Below are 15,591 nucleotides of genomic sequence, written 5' to 3' on the forward strand. Positions count from 1 at the left end.
CATGCCGGAGATTCTGGGGACATCGATCGAGCTGATCGGTCTGGCGCTGCTGCTGGGAACCGTCGGCGGTGTGCTGGCAGGGCTTACCCCGGGGATCAACGGCCGGGCGGGGCTGCTGCTTGCGACGCCCTTCGCGATCGGTCTCGGTCCCGTGGCGGGGGCGACCTTCCTGGTGGCCTTCCACGCCGTCGTGCACAGCACTGGTGCAATCCCCGCCATCCTTCTCGGCGCTCCGACCTCGGCGACCGAGGCGGCGACGGTCATCGACGGCTATGCGCTCACGCGACGCGGCGAAGCCGGGCGCGCCATCGGGGCCGCCCTCGGCGCCTCGGCGGCGGGAGGTGTGATCGGCGCGCTCTTCCTGATGGCCCTCGCGCCTGCTGCGCTGGCCGTGACCCGGCAGATCGGCGCTCCCGAGATTGCGGCGCTCTCCCTGGTTGGACTGTTGTCGATCGCGGCCCTGTCCGGCAGCGGCGTCGCTGGAGGCCTGGCCGGCGGCATTCTGTCGACCGCCACGGGCGTGATCCTGGCGCTGGTCGGCCTAGACAACTTCTCCGGCGTGGCGCGGTTCAGCTTCGGCCTGATCGAGTTGCATGAAGGCCTGAGTCCCGCTGCCGTAGTGACGGGGCTCTTCGTGATCCCCGAGCTGATCCGGACATCATCGGCAAAGGACGCGACGCATGTCGAAGCGAATATCGATCCCGGAGCGGTGCGAGCGGGCTTCCGCGAAGCGCTCACGCGGCGGTGGCTGCTCCTGCGGACCTCGATCATCGGCGCGGCCGTGGGCCTCGCGCCCGGGCTCGGTGCCAGCGTCGCCGTGTGGGTCGCCTATGGCCATGCCCGCCAGACCGAAAAGCCCGAAGTCCCGTTCGGTCAAGGGGCGCTGGCGGGCGTAATCGCGCCCGAAGCCGCCAACAATGCCAAGGAGGGTGGCGCCCTGGGCCCGACCCTGCTGTTCGGCATCCCCAGCTCATCCGGCATGGGCATCCTCCTCGCCGCATTCGCGCTGATCGGGCTGGAAGTGGGGCCGCGCATGGCGGGCGGACAGCCTTCCTTCGTCTATCTGATGGCGGCGACGATCATTCTCGCCAATCTTCTTGCCGTCGCCATCAGCCTTCCGGTGCTGCCAGTGATCGGCCGGATCGCAACGCTCCGCAAAGATGCGGTATCGATCTTCGCACTGACCGCAGCGATCGGCGTCACGTGGATGACCGATCCTTCGCCGGTCACCCTGCTCGTACTGGCCGCCATGACCCTGCTCGGCCTTGTGATGAAGGCGACCGACATTCCCCGCGCACCGCTGCTGCTGGGCTTCGTCCTTGCACCTATGCTCGAGTCCGGCCTGTTTCGTTCGGTTGCCATCTATGGCGACGCCGCCCTTTACCGCCCGGGCGTGCTGCTGATCTTCGGTATCGGCGCGGTGATTGCGGTTCCTGCGCTAGCCCGCTGGCGCCGGGGCAGCAACACGGCGCCCGCCGAGCGGGCCGCCATTTTGCCGCTCGTAGTGACGCTGTTTGGCGTACTGATGGTGGGCTCGCTTGCAGCCCTCTGGCATCATCCGACGCCTACACGCCTGCTGCCGGGCCTGGCCGGGATTGCCGGGCTCTGCGCAAGCCTGCAGCTGTTCTGGCGTATCGCCGGGACAGCACCGCGCGGTGCCGATACCGCCCCCTCCTCCCCCGACAGTTTTCAGTTGGCCGGCCTCGTCTGCTTTGCCGTGGCAATACCTATCATCGGCGTGGCATCCGCAGCGGGGCTGGTCGTCATCGGCCTGCTCGTCCGTCTCGATGGATGGAGAACCAAGACCATCCTCGCCGGCGCGCTCACGGCGCTAGCCACGGCCGGCCTGACACTGCTGAGACCCGCCCTGTGACTCATGACAAGGATATGCCCGTGAACGCCCTGCTGCCGCTGGACGATGTGGAAGCCCAGGCGCGGGCAGCGTGGGACATAGGTTCCAAGCTGTGCACCAGCTGCGGCGCCTATCATCAGATCTGGGGCCTGATGCGCCTGGCAGGCGCAGTCGGCGGGCCGAAGGTCGACGAGGATTTTCTCGGCCCGGTGCTGGGAAACGTGAAAGCAGGTCAGGGCCGCATATTGATCGCGGGCGCCGCCGATGCGGGGCTTCTCCAGCTGGTCGTCCACGCACTACCCGATCGGCCGCTCGATGTCTGCGTCGCCGATCGCTGTCCTGCCCCGCTCGCCCTCATCGATCGCATCGAGGCGCCCGATAGGGTGTCGATCAGGACGATGCAGTTGGACTTGCGCGAACTGACCCACGAGCGACGCTACGATCTGATCCTTTCGCATTCGATGCTGTCCTTCGTGCCTGCTGCATCGAGGGCGCCGTTCCTCGACCGGCTGAGACGCGCGCTTGTTCCGGGCGGGACGCTTCTGCTTGTCCTGCGGACCGCGCCGAAACCGACCGAGGCTGCAGCGCTCGCGCATGATGATGTCTGGTTCGAGCGTGCCATGCGCCTGTTTGCCGATCATCAGGACCTCAGTCGCTTCGCCGGCCCCGAGCTGCCGTTGAGGCTTAAGGACTATATGGCTGTCCGCACATCCCGCCTACACGCGTTCCACACTCCCGACGAAGTGACCGATCTTCTCCGCGAAGCTGGCTTCGTCCTCGTCCAACATCAGGAAAGCGGAGAGAGCACCCGGCTGGAAGCTGCCGGTCAGACCATCGTCAAACGAAGCCACATCTTCGTCGCGACCACCTGAACCCCGGTCAAGCGATGCTTCGCGCAGGGTCCGGAGACGGCACGGGCGGCACGGCGCGCCCGGTGCGCTGCTCGATCAGGGCCCTGATGGCTGACATCATCCGCGGCAAGGCTGCCCGGTTGTGTTGCGTGATCGGATTGGCGAAGCTGGGGTTGAAGTTCATCGTAGCGTTGCACTCGAACAGCACGATTTCGCCATCCTCGCGGATGCAGCAGTCGAGTCCGACATAATCGAGATCCACGCGCGACCGTATCGCCTGGACGCGCTCACGAACGGCATCGGGCAATGAGGCGAAGCCGTTTACGAGACGATCGCGCGCTTCCTCGACCAGTTCGGGATGCGCTTCCATGACCCGGCGTGAGCTTCGGCCGTGGATCATCCAGTCGTCCGAGACCACATGTTGCCGCGTGATGATCCGGTCGCCGACGAAGAAGAAGCGCGTCTTGCGATAGAAGCCGTCGTGCTGCCGGACATCCACGAATTCGATCAGATTGTAGAGATGGGTGCGATCGCCGAATATCGCCGACAGGCCGTCGAGGTCCTGAGCGATGCCGACGACCTCTCCGTTATGCGTACCCACCCGCCGGACAATTGCCGGAAAGCGGAAACCGGCCTGCTCGACGGCACGGGCGACGCGCTCCCGCGAGGGATTCTTGATCTGAAGGACCTTGGGAACATGAACGCCGTCGATCCCGGCAAGGCGCTTTGCGGTTTCGGTCCTGCTCGTCTTCGGCACCTCGAACGGGTTGCCGATGACGGGACGCTTTTCCTTCGCCACGATGCGCTGGACGATTTCCAGCGTTTTCGGATTCTGCATCTCGTCCGTGATCGCGTTCCACAGGACGTCGCAAGCCTGGAAATCATAGCGACGGGGCTGACGAAAATAGCTGGGTGCGACATGCATGCGCCGCAATTCGATCGACGGACGCAGCAGCTTGAGCAGGACGAGCGCATCATTGTTCCCGGCGACGATCGCTTCCCGCCGATACTCCCAGATAAGCTCGCGGGTGGCGTCGTCTCCGCAAATCAATCCGACAATTACCGGCTTTTCCTGAGCCATGTCGCACGCCCCTTTTGCAATCTCGCCTAGGGGTGAGCAGAAAAGGTTGCAACGGCTAGCAGCCGAAAAGCGGCGCCGGACTGCCAGGCCCGGCGCCGCTTCCCGTGGGAGCAGGTGGTGGGAGTGCCTGCCCCCGCGAGCTCATTTGCCGAAGGCGGCCGCGCCGGTAACGGTCGTGCTGGTTCCCGGGGCATAGACGTGGAAGCTCAGGCCGAGATGGCTTGCTCCGGGGCCGGCGAGAAAACCGGTTATATTGGCTTCACAGTTCCCCCCGGTGCACACCGGACCGCCCGGTGCTACAGAGAGGCCATAGGCCGAGAAGTTCATGCCGCTCCCGACGCTCATCTGACTGCGCGTCGGATCGGTCACGCCGCCTGTGGTCGCCACCGCATAGCTGTGTCCGCCGATGCCGACCTGCAGGTCGACGCCAACCTTGGGCGTGGAACCGAAGGCAACTGCGGCGCTCCCGCTGAGCGTGCCAGGTTCCAGCGAGCCATCATTGATCGTCGGGCGCGTTGCTCCAACCAGTGCATAAGTGGCCGTGCCACTCGCCGGCAGATTCGTCGCGGGTGTGCCATGGACCAGATGCAGCCCCTGCCGCTCGGAACGTGTCACCGGCGGGTTGCCGAAATAGGTTCCGGCCGTCGTTCCCCCAGCCCAGCGGGTCCAGCCGATGACGCCGGCGACGCTGCCTGTCTCCAATGCCTTGTTCGTGCCGATCTCCGGCGCTTCGCCCGTGGGATTGACGGTCCAGACATATTTCAGCAGCTGGCCGCCATCGCCGAGGGTCGTCCGGCTCTCATCGCGCGCGTCGATCCCGATCACGTCTCCCGCATAGGCGACCATCTGGCCCGAGAGCTCGTTCCCGTTGACGGGCGCCGTCGGCGTGCCCGGCCCGGTCGGGATGCCCGGAGTCGTGGGAACAGTTGGCAGGGTCAGCGTCAATCCGGCCAGGATCGATGCAACCGCATCGAGCGTGCCCGTCTGGGCGATCAAGTCGACCGCATTGCGGATCAGCTGGACTGTCGCCTGCGGCACCCCGGCAAACAGGCCGTTGTCGATCGCAAGATTGAGATATTGGCGGATCAGATCCGCCGAGATCCCCGCATAGCCGTTGGGATTTCCCCCACCGCGCAGGAAGTCGATATAGGCTTGGAGGATCGACGCATATTCGGGCAGTACGACCGTGCCTCCGCCCGTACCGCCGCCATTGCCTCCTGTTCCACCACCATTTCCACCCGTGGCCGGCGGCACGAACACACCGGTCCCGCCATTGGCGAGAAACTGCGCATAGGCATCGAAGATCGCCCGGTTCGACTGGCCGATCAGGTCGACCAAGCCGCTCGACTGGAGGAGGGTGAAATAGGCGTTGATCACCTCTTGGCTTGCGCCGGTGAACTCGGCAGGAGCGCCCCCGGCCCGGATGAAGTCGATATAGGCGTTGACCAGGTCGGTGTAGCTGTCGACGAAGCCGTCGGCTCCACCGCCGGTCGAGAGGAAGTTCAGATAGGCGCTCGCCAGCGCGGCATTCTGCTCGGACAGACCCTGGAGCGTGCCCGTCGTGGACAGATATTTGAGATAGGCGTTCACCGCCTGCTGGTTTGCCCCCTCGAAGCTCGAAGGCGCCGCGCCGCTGCGGATCAGCTCGATATATTGGTTGATCAGCGCGGCATAGGTCGCCTTGAACTGGTCGGCAGCGCCGCCTTCGGCCAGGAAGCCCAGATAGGCCTGGATGATGCCCGGCTCGGCACCGACGAAAGCACGCCCGCCATAGGCCTCCTGCAGTTGCGTCGCGAAGCCCACGAGGGTCGCCACATCGCCTGCCGGAAAGGCGGGGATGGCAGGATTGGCGGCTGCGGCCTCGACATTGCGGGCGGCCTGGACGACATCGCCCGCTGCGCCGACGGCTGCCAGGGCCTCACCCAGATTGACGGGAATGCCGGCTGCGGCGGCCTTTGCGGTGTCGCCGGCGGGTTCCGCTTCGGCGGAGGTCGAAGACGGTGCCGCAGGTGCCGCATCGGCGCGGTTGGCGAACACACGGTCCGAGCCCCGGCCGGCCTCGCCCTGCCAAGCCGAACCCACACTGTAAATGCGCCGCTGGCCGCCGCTGGTGATCGCGACGCTGCCGCCCAGCGTGTGGCCGGTGAAGCTGTTGCCCTGCACGGTGAACGAACCTGAGGGGTTGCTCCCCGCGAGCCGCGCCGTGGCACCGCCCGGCAAGCTGATGGTCGTGTCGATCGCGTTCCTCGGTGCCGCCACGGTGACGTTGCCCGACAGGATCGAGACGGCACTGCCGTCGACCTTCACGGAGGCCGCTCCGACGAGCGAGACGATCGCACCGCTGTCGGTCATGATCTGGGTCGTGCCGCCCGAGGTCCGGACCTCGCCGCCATTTGTCGCTTCCGTTCCGACCAGGGCCGGATCGTCCGAGAAGATAATCTTGCCGGCGGCGGCCGGCATGGACACCGCCAAGGCCGAGACCGACGCCAGGAGACCCAGCGACAGGCGCGAAATGCTATGGATGTTCGTCATGGTCAGTTCCCCCGGAACTCGACGCGGACGCCCATGCTGGCGGTCCAACGCTCGAAATCATACAGGCCGATGTTGCTGAAATTACGGGAATAGGTGACCCGCGGACGCAGATAGACCGACTTGGCGACGAGATATTTCAACCCCACCGACGCATCGATCTGCTCGTCCCGCCGCTTGCGCAGAAACAGCGGGTCGGGGTCGTCGTATCGGCGCACCTCGCCCGAAATGCCGCCAACCAGATTGAAGCTGGGCGCGATCGAATATTCGAAGCCCAGATTGGCGTTGACGAAGCCGTTGGAGAAATTGTCGCCGGCAGCGCGCCGGGCTTCCTCCTTGCCGCCTGCGATGCTCGCGACGATCGTCCGATCGGCATAGGAGGCCGCCAGCGCATAGCGATCGACATCGCGGAGCCGGTCGTTGGCATAGTCGAAGCGGAACAGCTGCGCGCCCAGGCTGAGCGCCGCGCCATTGCCCAGCAGATGGGTATATTGGCCAATCGCGCCATAGGCGTTGCGGAAACCGTCATTGCCGAGCCAGAATTTCTGCACCTGCCCGGAAAGCGACAGCACGTCGCGGCTGGCAAAGCTGTACGAGCCACCCAACGTGCCCGTCAGGCTTGCCTGATCGAAGCGACTGTCCCCGACATTGTCGCGCCAGCTGCCGAGCACGCTCCCGAACACCCGCATCTGCCGGCTGGCCGGCGTTGCGATGCTGAGCCCGCCCTGCGCCTCATAAAAGGGTTTGTCGATCCGTCGAGCCGCGCCGCCGAGCTGGCCCGGGCCGAGACCCGCGAACAGGGGAATGGTGATGTTCGTCAGGCTGGTCGCGCTGTTGATGTTGCTGTCATAGCCGCCCGACAGGTCGAAGAAGCCCGAGACGTCGGTGCCGCCACCGGCGACTGCGCGATCATAGCGGCGGACGATGCTATCGAAACGGTGCCGCACAGGATCGGGCAGGGTCGGATCCTGCACCACCGTGTTGAACTGGGCGCGCGCGGTGTCGACGTCCCCCGACAGCGCATAGGCGCGCGCCAGTTCCGCGCGCGCCTGGCTGTTGCCCGGTTGCACCGCGAGGACGCGCTGGAAAGCGAGGATCGCCTCACCGGTCCTGCCACTGTCGGCCGCCGCCAGCCCCAAGGCGTAATTATAGTCGGCATCCTGCGCCCGGCTGGCGAGCAGAGGCGCCAGCAGATCATAGGATTCGGTGGCCTTGCCCTGCTTCTGCAGCGCTACGGCGCGCGTCAGCACCTCATCCATCGCGGCCGTCGCCGGCGCCGATGCCAGCATGACGGCCAGAGCCGCCCCGGCGGTGAAACATATGCTACGTGTCACGAGAACTCCCCTGATTTCCCCTACGGCGATGTGCCACGGGCCAGAGTCGTTTCCCGACTGACGTTTCCTGACATGAACTGGCGGGTGGCGGCTGGCGCCTGTACACAGGCATCATGATCAGGATCGCCCCGCTGCTCGCACTGGTCGCCGTGCCGCTTGCTATCGGGCTCTCCGCCGGGCGAGCGGAGGCCCGCATAAGGGCGGTGCTGGTCGGCGCCTCCGAATTCGAGGAGACCTCGCTCCAGCGTTTCGCTCTGCCCGGAGCAGCGCACGACGCGCATCGCATGGCAGATGCCCTCACCGGCTATGATCTGGATGCGGGCGACCTGCGCCTGCTGACCGGCCGCGCCGCCACTGCCGACGCGATCCGCGCCGCGCTCGACGATCTCGCCCGTCAGTCGACCAGCGGCGATCGTGCGATCCTCTTCCTGTCGGGCCATGGAGCGCAAGCGCCGACATCGGCCGATGACGGACTGGAACCTGACGGCCTCGACGAATGGTTTCTGGCGGCCGATGCCGGCCCATGGGATCCCGCCTCAAAGACGCTGGCCGGGGCCATCAAAGATGACGAAATCGGTCGCCGGGTGCGCGCGATGCGCGCTGCCGGGGTCGATATTTGGGTGCTGATCGACAGCTGCGCCGGCGGCGGCCTTTTGCGTGGCAGCCAGGCGACGGCGAAGAGTATCGCTGGCGCCCTGCTCGGCATAGCTCAGGTGGCGCCCTCGCGCGGTGCAGCGGACGCCAGCGGATTCGTCGACGCGGGACTGGCAGGGGGCGGACGCCTCGTCGTCTTTGCCGCTGCGGGGCCAGGTCAGGTGGCATGGGACGATGGCGACGGTGGTCGCTTCACCAAAGCCCTCGCTGCCGCGCTTCAGACCCGTCCGGACTCATTTGCGGCTCTCGCCGCCAAGGGCGGCGCAGCTGCCATACCCTGGACGACAGGAGAGCTTTCCGCTCCGGTCCTGTTCGACGGGCGCTCACCCGATCTGATCGAGATTGCGCTGGGGCTGCCACCCCTGCCCTTCGCCACACGACTATCGATCGACGATCGGGGTGCCTGTGCGAAGAAGGGGCGGGTCACCGGGCCGCTGCGGATCGACGCGGGCCGCACGGTTACGCTCGACCATTGCGATCATGTCCGGGTCGATTTCGGCGAACCGGGCGTGCCGCTGCGCCTCGAAGCCTGGTATCGCGACGCTGGAGGAGGCTATTCCGGACTGGCACCACCAGCCGGTCTGGCACTGCTGCCCGGCCGGTGGGCCAATGTCGGTTTCACGTTCGTCACGCGTGATCCGGTCAGTCAGCGCCCCTTGCCGATGGGTGAAGAGCAGTTGATCCTGATCGCGCGGGACGAAGCGGGAATTGCGACGGCAGCGACTATCCTGCACTTTCGAGGCAAATGATCGTGGCGTTACCGCAACAGCGGTCATAGCAAAGACACGCCTCACCATTTCTTTACCGGAATCGGTTGCGTCGACGTCCATGTACGGCAAAGAACGGCGAAAGAGTGCGGGGGCATTCCTGATCGTGGGCGGACGTGACGACGACAAAGGTCGGCGGGACGTGGTCGGTGCGCTATTCGGAGCGGCCGGCTATTTCCTGTTGGCATGGGGAACGGTCGCCCTGACCAGCGAGGCGCAACCGATCGTGGCCATATGGCCGCAAAATGCGCTCCTGCTCGCACTGCTGCTGCCGCTGGCCCCCTCGCGCTGGCCGACCTTCGTCGCGACGGCCTTCGTCGCAGCAACGCTGGCGGATTACGCCAGCCTCGATTCGATCCCCGGCGCGCTCATCGGTGCTGCCACCAGCATGGCCGAGGTGATGGTCGCGGTCGCTCTCCTGCGTGGGTCGATCGCTGCGTCCGAGCCGTTCCACGACGTGCGGTCGATCCTGCTGTTCGTCCTTTCCGCCTTTGCCGCCGCCGTCGTCGGTGCCCCCGGTGCGGCCGTGGCAGCCCATGGCTTCGGCCAGGACATGTTCTGGATCACGCTCCAGAGCCGCTATCTGGCAGATGCTCTGGGCCTCATTCTGTTCGCTCCGCTGTTCATGACGGCGCTCGCGGGTGGATTGCCACGATGGTATGACGGTCTTGGGCGTCGCGGCAGAGTCGAAGCCGTCATCATTTTCCTGATCGTGGCCCTGATAGCGCTGCTGATTTTCCGCTACGCGCGCAATCCGCTACTCTTTCTGATGAGCGCGCCCCTGCTGCTCGCCATCTTCCGCCTGGGCCCGGTCGGCACCACCTTATCCCTGATCCTGCTCGCCACCATGGCGAGCCAGTTGACCATGGCGGGTGAGGGCCCGATCGCACGCGCTTTCGCCGAGCTCACCCAGCGTTCGACCTTCCTGCAAATCTATCTCCTGCTGATGCTGCTTACGACCCTGCCTGTCGCAGCCGATCTCAATGCGCGGCGGCGCCTTGCCCGGCAGCTGAGCGAAAGCGAGGAGAGCCTGCGGCTGCTCGCCTCCAGCTCGGCAGACATGCTGGTGCGGCTGGACCATCGCGGGCGGTGCGTTCAGGCTTCGGGCAACGCCGCGCTGCTGGCCGTACGACACGGCGTCGAACTGATCGGATCGCGACTGTCTGCATTCGCCGAGGAAGCGGATACGGTACAGGTCGAAATGGCCTTCTCGGCAGCCTTCGTCAGTCCCGGATCGGTGTCGCGCTGCGAATTCCGCCCGCTCGGCCGGCCCACCGACTATCTCGAGTGCACGATGCGCGCCCTGGTCGACGACGAGGGGCGGTCCTATGGGGTCGTCGGAGCGGTCCGCGACATCTCGCTGCGCAAGGAGCGCGAGCAGACCCTTGCGCTGGCGGCCTCTACCGACAGCCTCACCGGCGCGCTCAACCATGCCGCGTTCATGCGCCACCTCGATCGGCTCATGAGCGCGCTGCCCTCCTCCAACCTGTCGCTCCTGATGATCGACGTTGACCGGTTCAAGAGCGTCAACGACAGCTTCGGTCACCTCGCAGGCGACCAGGTCTTGGTCGAGCTCCACAATCGCCTCCGCGCATTGCTGCGCGACCATGACGTGATCGGACGGCTCGGCGGGGATGAGTTGGCGATCGTGCTCGACGGAACCTCGCCCGAACTGGCGAAGTCGATCGCCGATGCGCTCCGCATCGCCGTGTCGAGCGACCCGGTGGTGCTGGGTGATGGAGAGCGGCTCGTCATGTCGCTGAGTTGCGGCGTCGCTCAGGCCAAACCCGGCATGACTCGGCATGAGTTGATCAAGCGTGCCGACGAGGCGCTCTACATCGCCAAGAACAACGGTCGCGATTGCGTGGCGATGCACAGTCCCCCGGACAACGAAGCCTGAGGTCGATCAGTTACTGAGGACGACGACGCGCGTGGGTACGCGACCGGCATTGCCAAGCGAAACCCGGTACTGCCCCGCTCTCGGCGGGGACCAGCGGCAGAGGGGGTAGTGGCTGTCGCCCCGTTGGTCGCACACCGCACGTCCACGCCCGTCGACCACACGCAGGCGCAGCCCGGCATCGCCATCGCCGATCGCCGATACCAGTGCCGTCTCCGCGCCCCGTGCCTCGACCGTCCAGGCGATGATGCCTCCGGGTGCAAGCACCTCACGAAACTCGAGCGGGCCGCTTCCCCAGCTTCCACCGATGATCCCCTTGGGGCGTGCGCTGCGCAGGCGATCGACCTCCTCTGCGATTCGTCTGTCGCGGGGCGCCAGCAGGCGCGCTTCTTCGGCCAGCGCCAAGGCCTCGTCGGATGTATCGGGCAAGCCCTCCCTCGCCTCCAGCCTGCCGTTTTTCAAGGTCGCGCCACGCAGCCCGCTACCGGCGACCAGCCGTGCAGCGGAGAGCATCAGATCGGCATCGCTGGCCCGTCGGGCCGCTTCGGCGAGGCGGAAGCCCAATATGGCGTCCTCGATCGGCGAAGGCGCGGTAGCCCCCACCGCGAGCAGACAGACAAGAGCGGTCAGTGGCTTCATGATGCCGGTCTAGCCCTCCCCCCAGCGACGTACCAGCATCAGACACCTGAATTTATCTGACGCTGCGGCTTCGAACGCTTTTCTTTCGCTGTGCACTGGGCATGATGGGTCGATGGAGCAGGGAGACGAGAAGGGGATCGAACAGACGTTTCGGCGTCTGTTCCTGGGGCGCTCCGCGCTCATTCTCGAGGATGAGGAGGAAGTGGCAGACCTGCTTGCAAGCGCATTGCGGCGCGCAGGTTTCGAACAGGTCGAAGTGACGGGCGATGGTCTCGATGCGGTCAGGCTCGCGGACGAACGGAGCTTCGACGTGCTGATCCTCGACCGCCAGACGCCGGGCATCGACGGGCTCGGCGCGCTGGGCCGCATCCGCGACGCATCGGGCCAGTCGATGCGGGCCCCGGCACTGTTCCTTACGGCGCTCGGATCGGAACGACATCGGGTGGAAGGGCTGGCGGGCGGCGGGGACGATTATGCCGTCAAACCGCTGTCCGAGATCGAGCTTCTGGCACGGCTCGCCGCTCTGCTCCGTCGCCGCGCCTGGGACTCCGGCGCCGGGGAAGATGGAACGCTTCTGTGCGGTCCGCTCAGGATCGACCCCGGCAGCATGACGGCCTCGCTCTGCGGTACGCAGCTCGACCTGACTGCACGGGAGTTTGCGATCCTCAGCCTCCTCGCCCGCAATGCCGGATTGCCGGTGACGCGCTCGATGCTGTGGTCGACCTGCTGGTCCACCTATAATTTCGTGCCCGCCAATTTTGCCAACACGATCGACGTTCATGTGTCGCGGCTGCGCCGCAAGCTGGAGGCGGCGGCCAGCTGCATTCCGCCGCATCTCAGCCCGCTGATCGTGGCGGTGCGAAGTCAGGGGTTGATGCTGCGCCGGCTGGACGACGCCGTTTGAAGACCCTGCTGCTCCCGGCCAAGACCGCGCTGCTGCTTGCCTTCTTCTCGGCGCTTGCCCTGACGCTCAGTGCCGCCGCCTTGTTCATGGTCGACCGCGACGCCCGGCGGATCGCGGCGGCCGAGTCCGCACGCTATGACTATGAAGCGCTTGCCGAAAAGCTTCCGGGCGTGCTCGACGATCCCGCAGCCACCCCTCTGCTCGCAGGCGCCGTCCGCGAGATCGGCAGCTATGCGGCACGCACAGGGCAGCCTCGCATACTCCTCTATCGCGATGCGCAGGGCGGGGTCAGCGGCAGCGCCCCCGCCTGGCCGCGCCTGCGTCCATGGCGGGACGGCTATGCGATCGGCAAGACCGCGTCGGGGAGCGATATCGTCGCCCTCATCAGGCCGCTGCCGCGCGGCGGCACCCTTCTCTTCGCACGCCCCGTTCAGTCGGCCAGCGCGCTGCGCACCTCGCTCGGCCTATGGGGCGGCGGCATCGTATTGCTCCTTCTGGGCCTTTCGGTCGTCACCGCGCTGATGGTGGGCGGACAGACCGCCGCGCGCATCCGCAGGCTCAACGATGTGTGCGACCAGGTCGCCGAGGGCGACATTGGCCGGCGGATCGCCGAAGCCGGACCAGCCGACGAGATCGGCATCCTCGCGCGGCACATGAACGGCATGCTCGCCGAACTGGAACGCCGCATCCACGGACTGCGGGCGGCGTCGGACCATATCGCGCATGACTTGCGAACGCCCCTTGCGCGGGTCCGCGCGCGCCTGTCGACGATGGAGAATGCTCCCGACGAAGCGGTAGCGCTCCAGGCCGCCCGGGCGGCAGAGGAGCTCGAGCGGCTGATGGCAGCGTTCAACGCCCTCCTCGAACTGCGCGAGATCGAGGCCGACGTCGGAATCCCGGCAAGCCCGTTCGATGTGGCCGAAGCTGTCGAGACGGCGGTCGAACTCTACGAAGCGGTGGCCGAGGACGAAAAGGGCGTGCGCATCGTCCGCGACATCCGCGCCTCATATTTCATCGGCGACCGGGAATTGTTGGTCCGCGCGTTGGCCAACCTCATCGACAATGCCCTCAAGGTCGCACCGCACGGCAGCGCCATCCGTGTCGCGGCGCAGAGCGGAGAACTGGATGGCGAGGCCGCGCTCACCCTGTCCGTGACCGACGAAGGGCCGGGCTTCGCAAATATGCCGGCCGAACCAGGTGAGCCGCGCTCGACGCTCGGCGGGCACGGCCTCGGCCTGGTGATCGTCCGCGCCATAGCCGAGCGGCATCGCGGCACATTGACGGTCAGCAAAGACGATCAGGGGGCATGCGTGACGCTGATCCTCCGGACGCCGCGCCTGTTGAGCACATCCGTCTGAGCCAAGCCTTCTCATCCAAAGGTGCGGACTGCTTGCAGAGACTGGCCTTTGGCGGCCGCACCCGCTATCGCGCGCGCAACCGAACAAGTCTGGAATCGATATGGGTTTTCGCTGTGGTATCGTTGGGCTGCCGAACGTCGGCAAGTCCACCCTCTTCAACGCACTGACCGAGACCGCGGCAGCGCAGGCGGCTAACTACCCTTTCTGCACGATCGAGCCCAATATCGGGCAGGTCGCCGTCCCCGATCCGCGCCTGTACGAGATCGCGAAGATCGGCGGTTCCGCCAAGATCATCGAAACCCAGCTGGCCTTCGTCGACATCGCCGGTCTCGTGCGCGGCGCGTCCAAGGGCGAAGGTCTGGGCAACCAGTTCCTCGCCAATATCCGCGAGGTCGATGCGATCGTGCACGTGTTGCGCTGCTTCGAGGATGGCGACGTCACCCATGTCGAAGGCAAGGTCGATCCGATCGCCGATGCCGAGACGGTCGAAACCGAGCTGATGCTCGCCGATCTCGAAAGCCTCGAGAAGCGCGTTCCCAACCTCGCCAAGAAAGCTGCGCAGGGCGACAAGGAATCGAAAGCGGCCGCCGCCGTTCTCGGCCAGGCGCTCGACCTGCTCCGCGAAGGCAAGCCCGCTCGCCTGACCCAGCCGAAGGACGACGATGAGGCCCGCCTGTTCGCGCAGGCCCAGTTGCTCACCGCGAAGCCGGTGCTCTATGTCTGTAACGTCGACGAAGGCGCAGCGGCCGACGGTAACGAACTGTCGGCGCGGGTCGCCGCGAAGGCCAAGGCCGAAGGCGCCAAGTCCGTGATCGTCTCGGCCGCGATCGAGGCCGAAATCGTGACGCTCGATCCCGCCGACCGGGCCGATTTCCTGTCGGACCTCGGCCTTGACGAGACCGGTCTCGCCCGGGTCATCCGCGCCGGCTACGAACTGCTCGACCTGATCACCTTCTTCACGGTCGGTCCCAAGGAGGCCCGCGCCTGGACGATCGAAAAGGGATCCAAGGCACCGCAAGCGGCCGGTGCGATCCACAGCGATTTCGAGCGCGGCTTCATTCGCGCCGAGACGATGGCCTATGCCGACTATGTCGCTCTGGGCGGCGAAGCGGCGGCGCGCGAAGCGGGCAAGCTGCGGTCCGAAGGCAAGGACTATGTCGTGCAGGACGGCGACATCATGCTGTTCCGCTTCAACGTCTGAACCGGCCGACAGCCAACGATATCAACAGGGCGGCGCGCCACGCAGCGGCCGATCTTCGGGGACAGGGCATGCGATATTTCGAGGATTTCGAGATCGGGCGGGTCGACCGCTTCGGCGCCTATCCGGTGCAGCGCGAAGAGGTGATCGACTTCGCATCGAAGTTCGATCCGCAGCCCTTCCATCTCGACGACGAGGCCGCCGCCGCCTCCCCGATCTTCGGCCGACTGGCCGCAAGCGGATGGCATACCTGCTCGATGGTGATGCGCATGCTCACCGACGAGTGGATGGAAGACGGTCATTTCTCGCTGGGCGGCACCGGCGTGGACGAGCTGCGCTGGACCCGTCCGGTCTATCCGGGCGACATACTTACGGTCGAGAGCGAGGTTCTGTCGAAGTCCGTGCCGCGGTCGCGGCCATCGATGGGCTTCATCAACTTTCGCCTGACCATCTTCAATCAGGACGGCGACGTCGTGATGACCATGAAAGTCACCAACATCCAGCCCCTGCGCCAGGCAGCCTGAAGG

General features: G+C 66.1%; 12 protein-coding genes. 8 read left to right on the forward strand and 4 right to left on the reverse strand.

Going from position 1 to position 15,591, the window contains the following annotated elements; all coding sequences use genetic code 11:
• The first annotated feature begins 1 nt into the window (after window position 1).
• Window positions 2-1,873: a tripartite tricarboxylate transporter permease gene (locus ACNI3R_RS19380; RefSeq protein ID WP_426186526.1), complete on the forward strand. Its 1,872-nt coding sequence runs from the start codon at window positions 2-4 to the stop codon at window positions 1,871-1,873.
• A 20-nt stretch (window positions 1,874-1,893) separates the two neighbouring features.
• Entirely contained in the window at window positions 1,894-2,724 is an 831-nt protein-coding gene (locus ACNI3R_RS19385) for an SAM-dependent methyltransferase (protein ID WP_426186529.1), read from the forward strand.
• 7 nt (window positions 2,725-2,731) lie between these two features.
• Here the strand turns inward: ACNI3R_RS19385 and ACNI3R_RS19390 are convergent, their stop codons facing one another.
• The 3 genes from ACNI3R_RS19390 to ACNI3R_RS19400 all read right to left on the reverse strand — a co-directional run bounded on the left by ACNI3R_RS19390 (window position 2,732) and on the right by ACNI3R_RS19400 (window position 7,647).
• Window positions 2,732-3,784, reverse strand: coding sequence for an ATP-grasp domain-containing protein (locus ACNI3R_RS19390; RefSeq protein WP_426186532.1), 1,053 nt, complete (start codon window positions 3,782-3,784; stop codon window positions 2,732-2,734).
• A gap of 141 nt (window positions 3,785-3,925) precedes the next feature.
• Window positions 3,926-6,316: a hypothetical protein gene (locus tag ACNI3R_RS19395; protein ID WP_426186535.1), complete on the reverse strand. Its 2,391-nt coding sequence runs from the start codon at window positions 6,314-6,316 to the stop codon at window positions 3,926-3,928.
• 2 nt (window positions 6,317-6,318) lie between these two features.
• Window positions 6,319-7,647, reverse strand: coding sequence for a tetratricopeptide repeat protein (locus tag ACNI3R_RS19400; RefSeq protein WP_426186538.1), 1,329 nt, complete (start codon window positions 7,645-7,647; stop codon window positions 6,319-6,321).
• A 113-nt stretch (window positions 7,648-7,760) separates the two neighbouring features.
• Here ACNI3R_RS19400 and ACNI3R_RS19405 point away from each other — a divergent pair, with 113 nt between their 5' ends.
• On the forward strand, window positions 7,761-9,050 hold the full coding sequence (locus ACNI3R_RS19405) for a caspase family protein (RefSeq protein ID WP_426186541.1): 1,290 nt from the start codon (window positions 7,761-7,763) through the stop codon (window positions 9,048-9,050).
• Window positions 9,051-9,174: 124 nt separating this feature from the next.
• Window positions 9,175-10,968, forward strand: coding sequence for a sensor domain-containing diguanylate cyclase (locus tag ACNI3R_RS19410; protein ID WP_426186544.1), 1,794 nt, complete (start codon window positions 9,175-9,177; stop codon window positions 10,966-10,968).
• 6 nt (window positions 10,969-10,974) lie between these two features.
• On the opposite strand, the gene ACNI3R_RS19415 is transcribed toward ACNI3R_RS19410, so the two are convergent.
• The gene (locus ACNI3R_RS19415) at window positions 10,975-11,604 is read right to left on the reverse strand and encodes a hypothetical protein (RefSeq protein WP_426186547.1); all 630 of its coding nucleotides are present in this window, start codon (window positions 11,602-11,604) and stop codon (window positions 10,975-10,977) included.
• 112 nt (window positions 11,605-11,716) lie between these two features.
• On the opposite strand from ACNI3R_RS19415, the gene ACNI3R_RS19420 reads away from it, so the two are divergent.
• The 4 genes from ACNI3R_RS19420 to ACNI3R_RS19435 all read left to right on the forward strand — a co-directional run bounded on the left by ACNI3R_RS19420 (window position 11,717) and on the right by ACNI3R_RS19435 (window position 15,588).
• Window positions 11,717-12,508, forward strand: a complete 792-nt coding sequence (locus ACNI3R_RS19420) for a response regulator transcription factor (protein WP_298199397.1) — start codon at window positions 11,717-11,719, stop codon at window positions 12,506-12,508.
• Window positions 12,505-13,866 (forward strand): sensor histidine kinase, encoded by a 1,362-nt coding sequence (locus ACNI3R_RS19425; protein ID WP_426186550.1) that lies wholly within the window; start codon window positions 12,505-12,507, stop codon window positions 13,864-13,866. Before ACNI3R_RS19420 ends, ACNI3R_RS19425 begins: the two co-directional genes overlap by 4 nt.
• A gap of 100 nt (window positions 13,867-13,966) precedes the next feature.
• On the forward strand, window positions 13,967-15,067 hold the full coding sequence (ychF, locus tag ACNI3R_RS19430) for a redox-regulated ATPase YchF (RefSeq protein ID WP_426186553.1): 1,101 nt from the start codon (window positions 13,967-13,969) through the stop codon (window positions 15,065-15,067).
• A gap of 68 nt (window positions 15,068-15,135) precedes the next feature.
• Window positions 15,136-15,588, forward strand: a complete 453-nt coding sequence (locus ACNI3R_RS19435) for a MaoC family dehydratase (RefSeq protein WP_298199391.1) — start codon at window positions 15,136-15,138, stop codon at window positions 15,586-15,588.
• Window positions 15,589-15,591: the final 3 nt, after the last annotated feature.

The organism is Rhizorhabdus antheiae, from assembly GCF_049889055.1.
Lineage (GTDB): Bacteria > Pseudomonadota > Alphaproteobacteria > Sphingomonadales > Sphingomonadaceae > Rhizorhabdus.

Bases quoted from the DNA above. Each gene is read 5' to 3' on its own strand.
- ACNI3R_RS19395 (WP_426186535.1), bottom strand. From the start codon at position 6,316: ATGACGAACATCCATAGCATTTCGCGCCTGTCGCTGGGTCTCCTGGCG.
- ACNI3R_RS19390 (WP_426186532.1), bottom strand. From the start codon at position 3,784: ATGGCTCAGGAAAAGCCGGTAATTGTCGGATTGATTTGCGGAGACGAC.
- ACNI3R_RS19405 (WP_426186541.1), top strand. From the start codon at position 7,761: ATGATCAGGATCGCCCCGCTGCTCGCACTGGTCGCCGTGCCGCTTGCT.
- ACNI3R_RS19420 (WP_298199397.1), top strand. From the start codon at position 11,717: ATGGAGCAGGGAGACGAGAAGGGGATCGAACAGACGTTTCGGCGTCTG.
- ychF (WP_426186553.1), top strand. From the start codon at position 13,967: ATGGGTTTTCGCTGTGGTATCGTTGGGCTGCCGAACGTCGGCAAGTCC.
- ACNI3R_RS19380 (WP_426186526.1), top strand. From the start codon at position 2: ATGCCGGAGATTCTGGGGACATCGATCGAGCTGATCGGTCTGGCGCTG.
- ACNI3R_RS19415 (WP_426186547.1), bottom strand. From the start codon at position 11,604: ATGAAGCCACTGACCGCTCTTGTCTGTCTGCTCGCGGTGGGGGCTACC.
- ACNI3R_RS19435 (WP_298199391.1), top strand. From the start codon at position 15,136: ATGCGATATTTCGAGGATTTCGAGATCGGGCGGGTCGACCGCTTCGGC.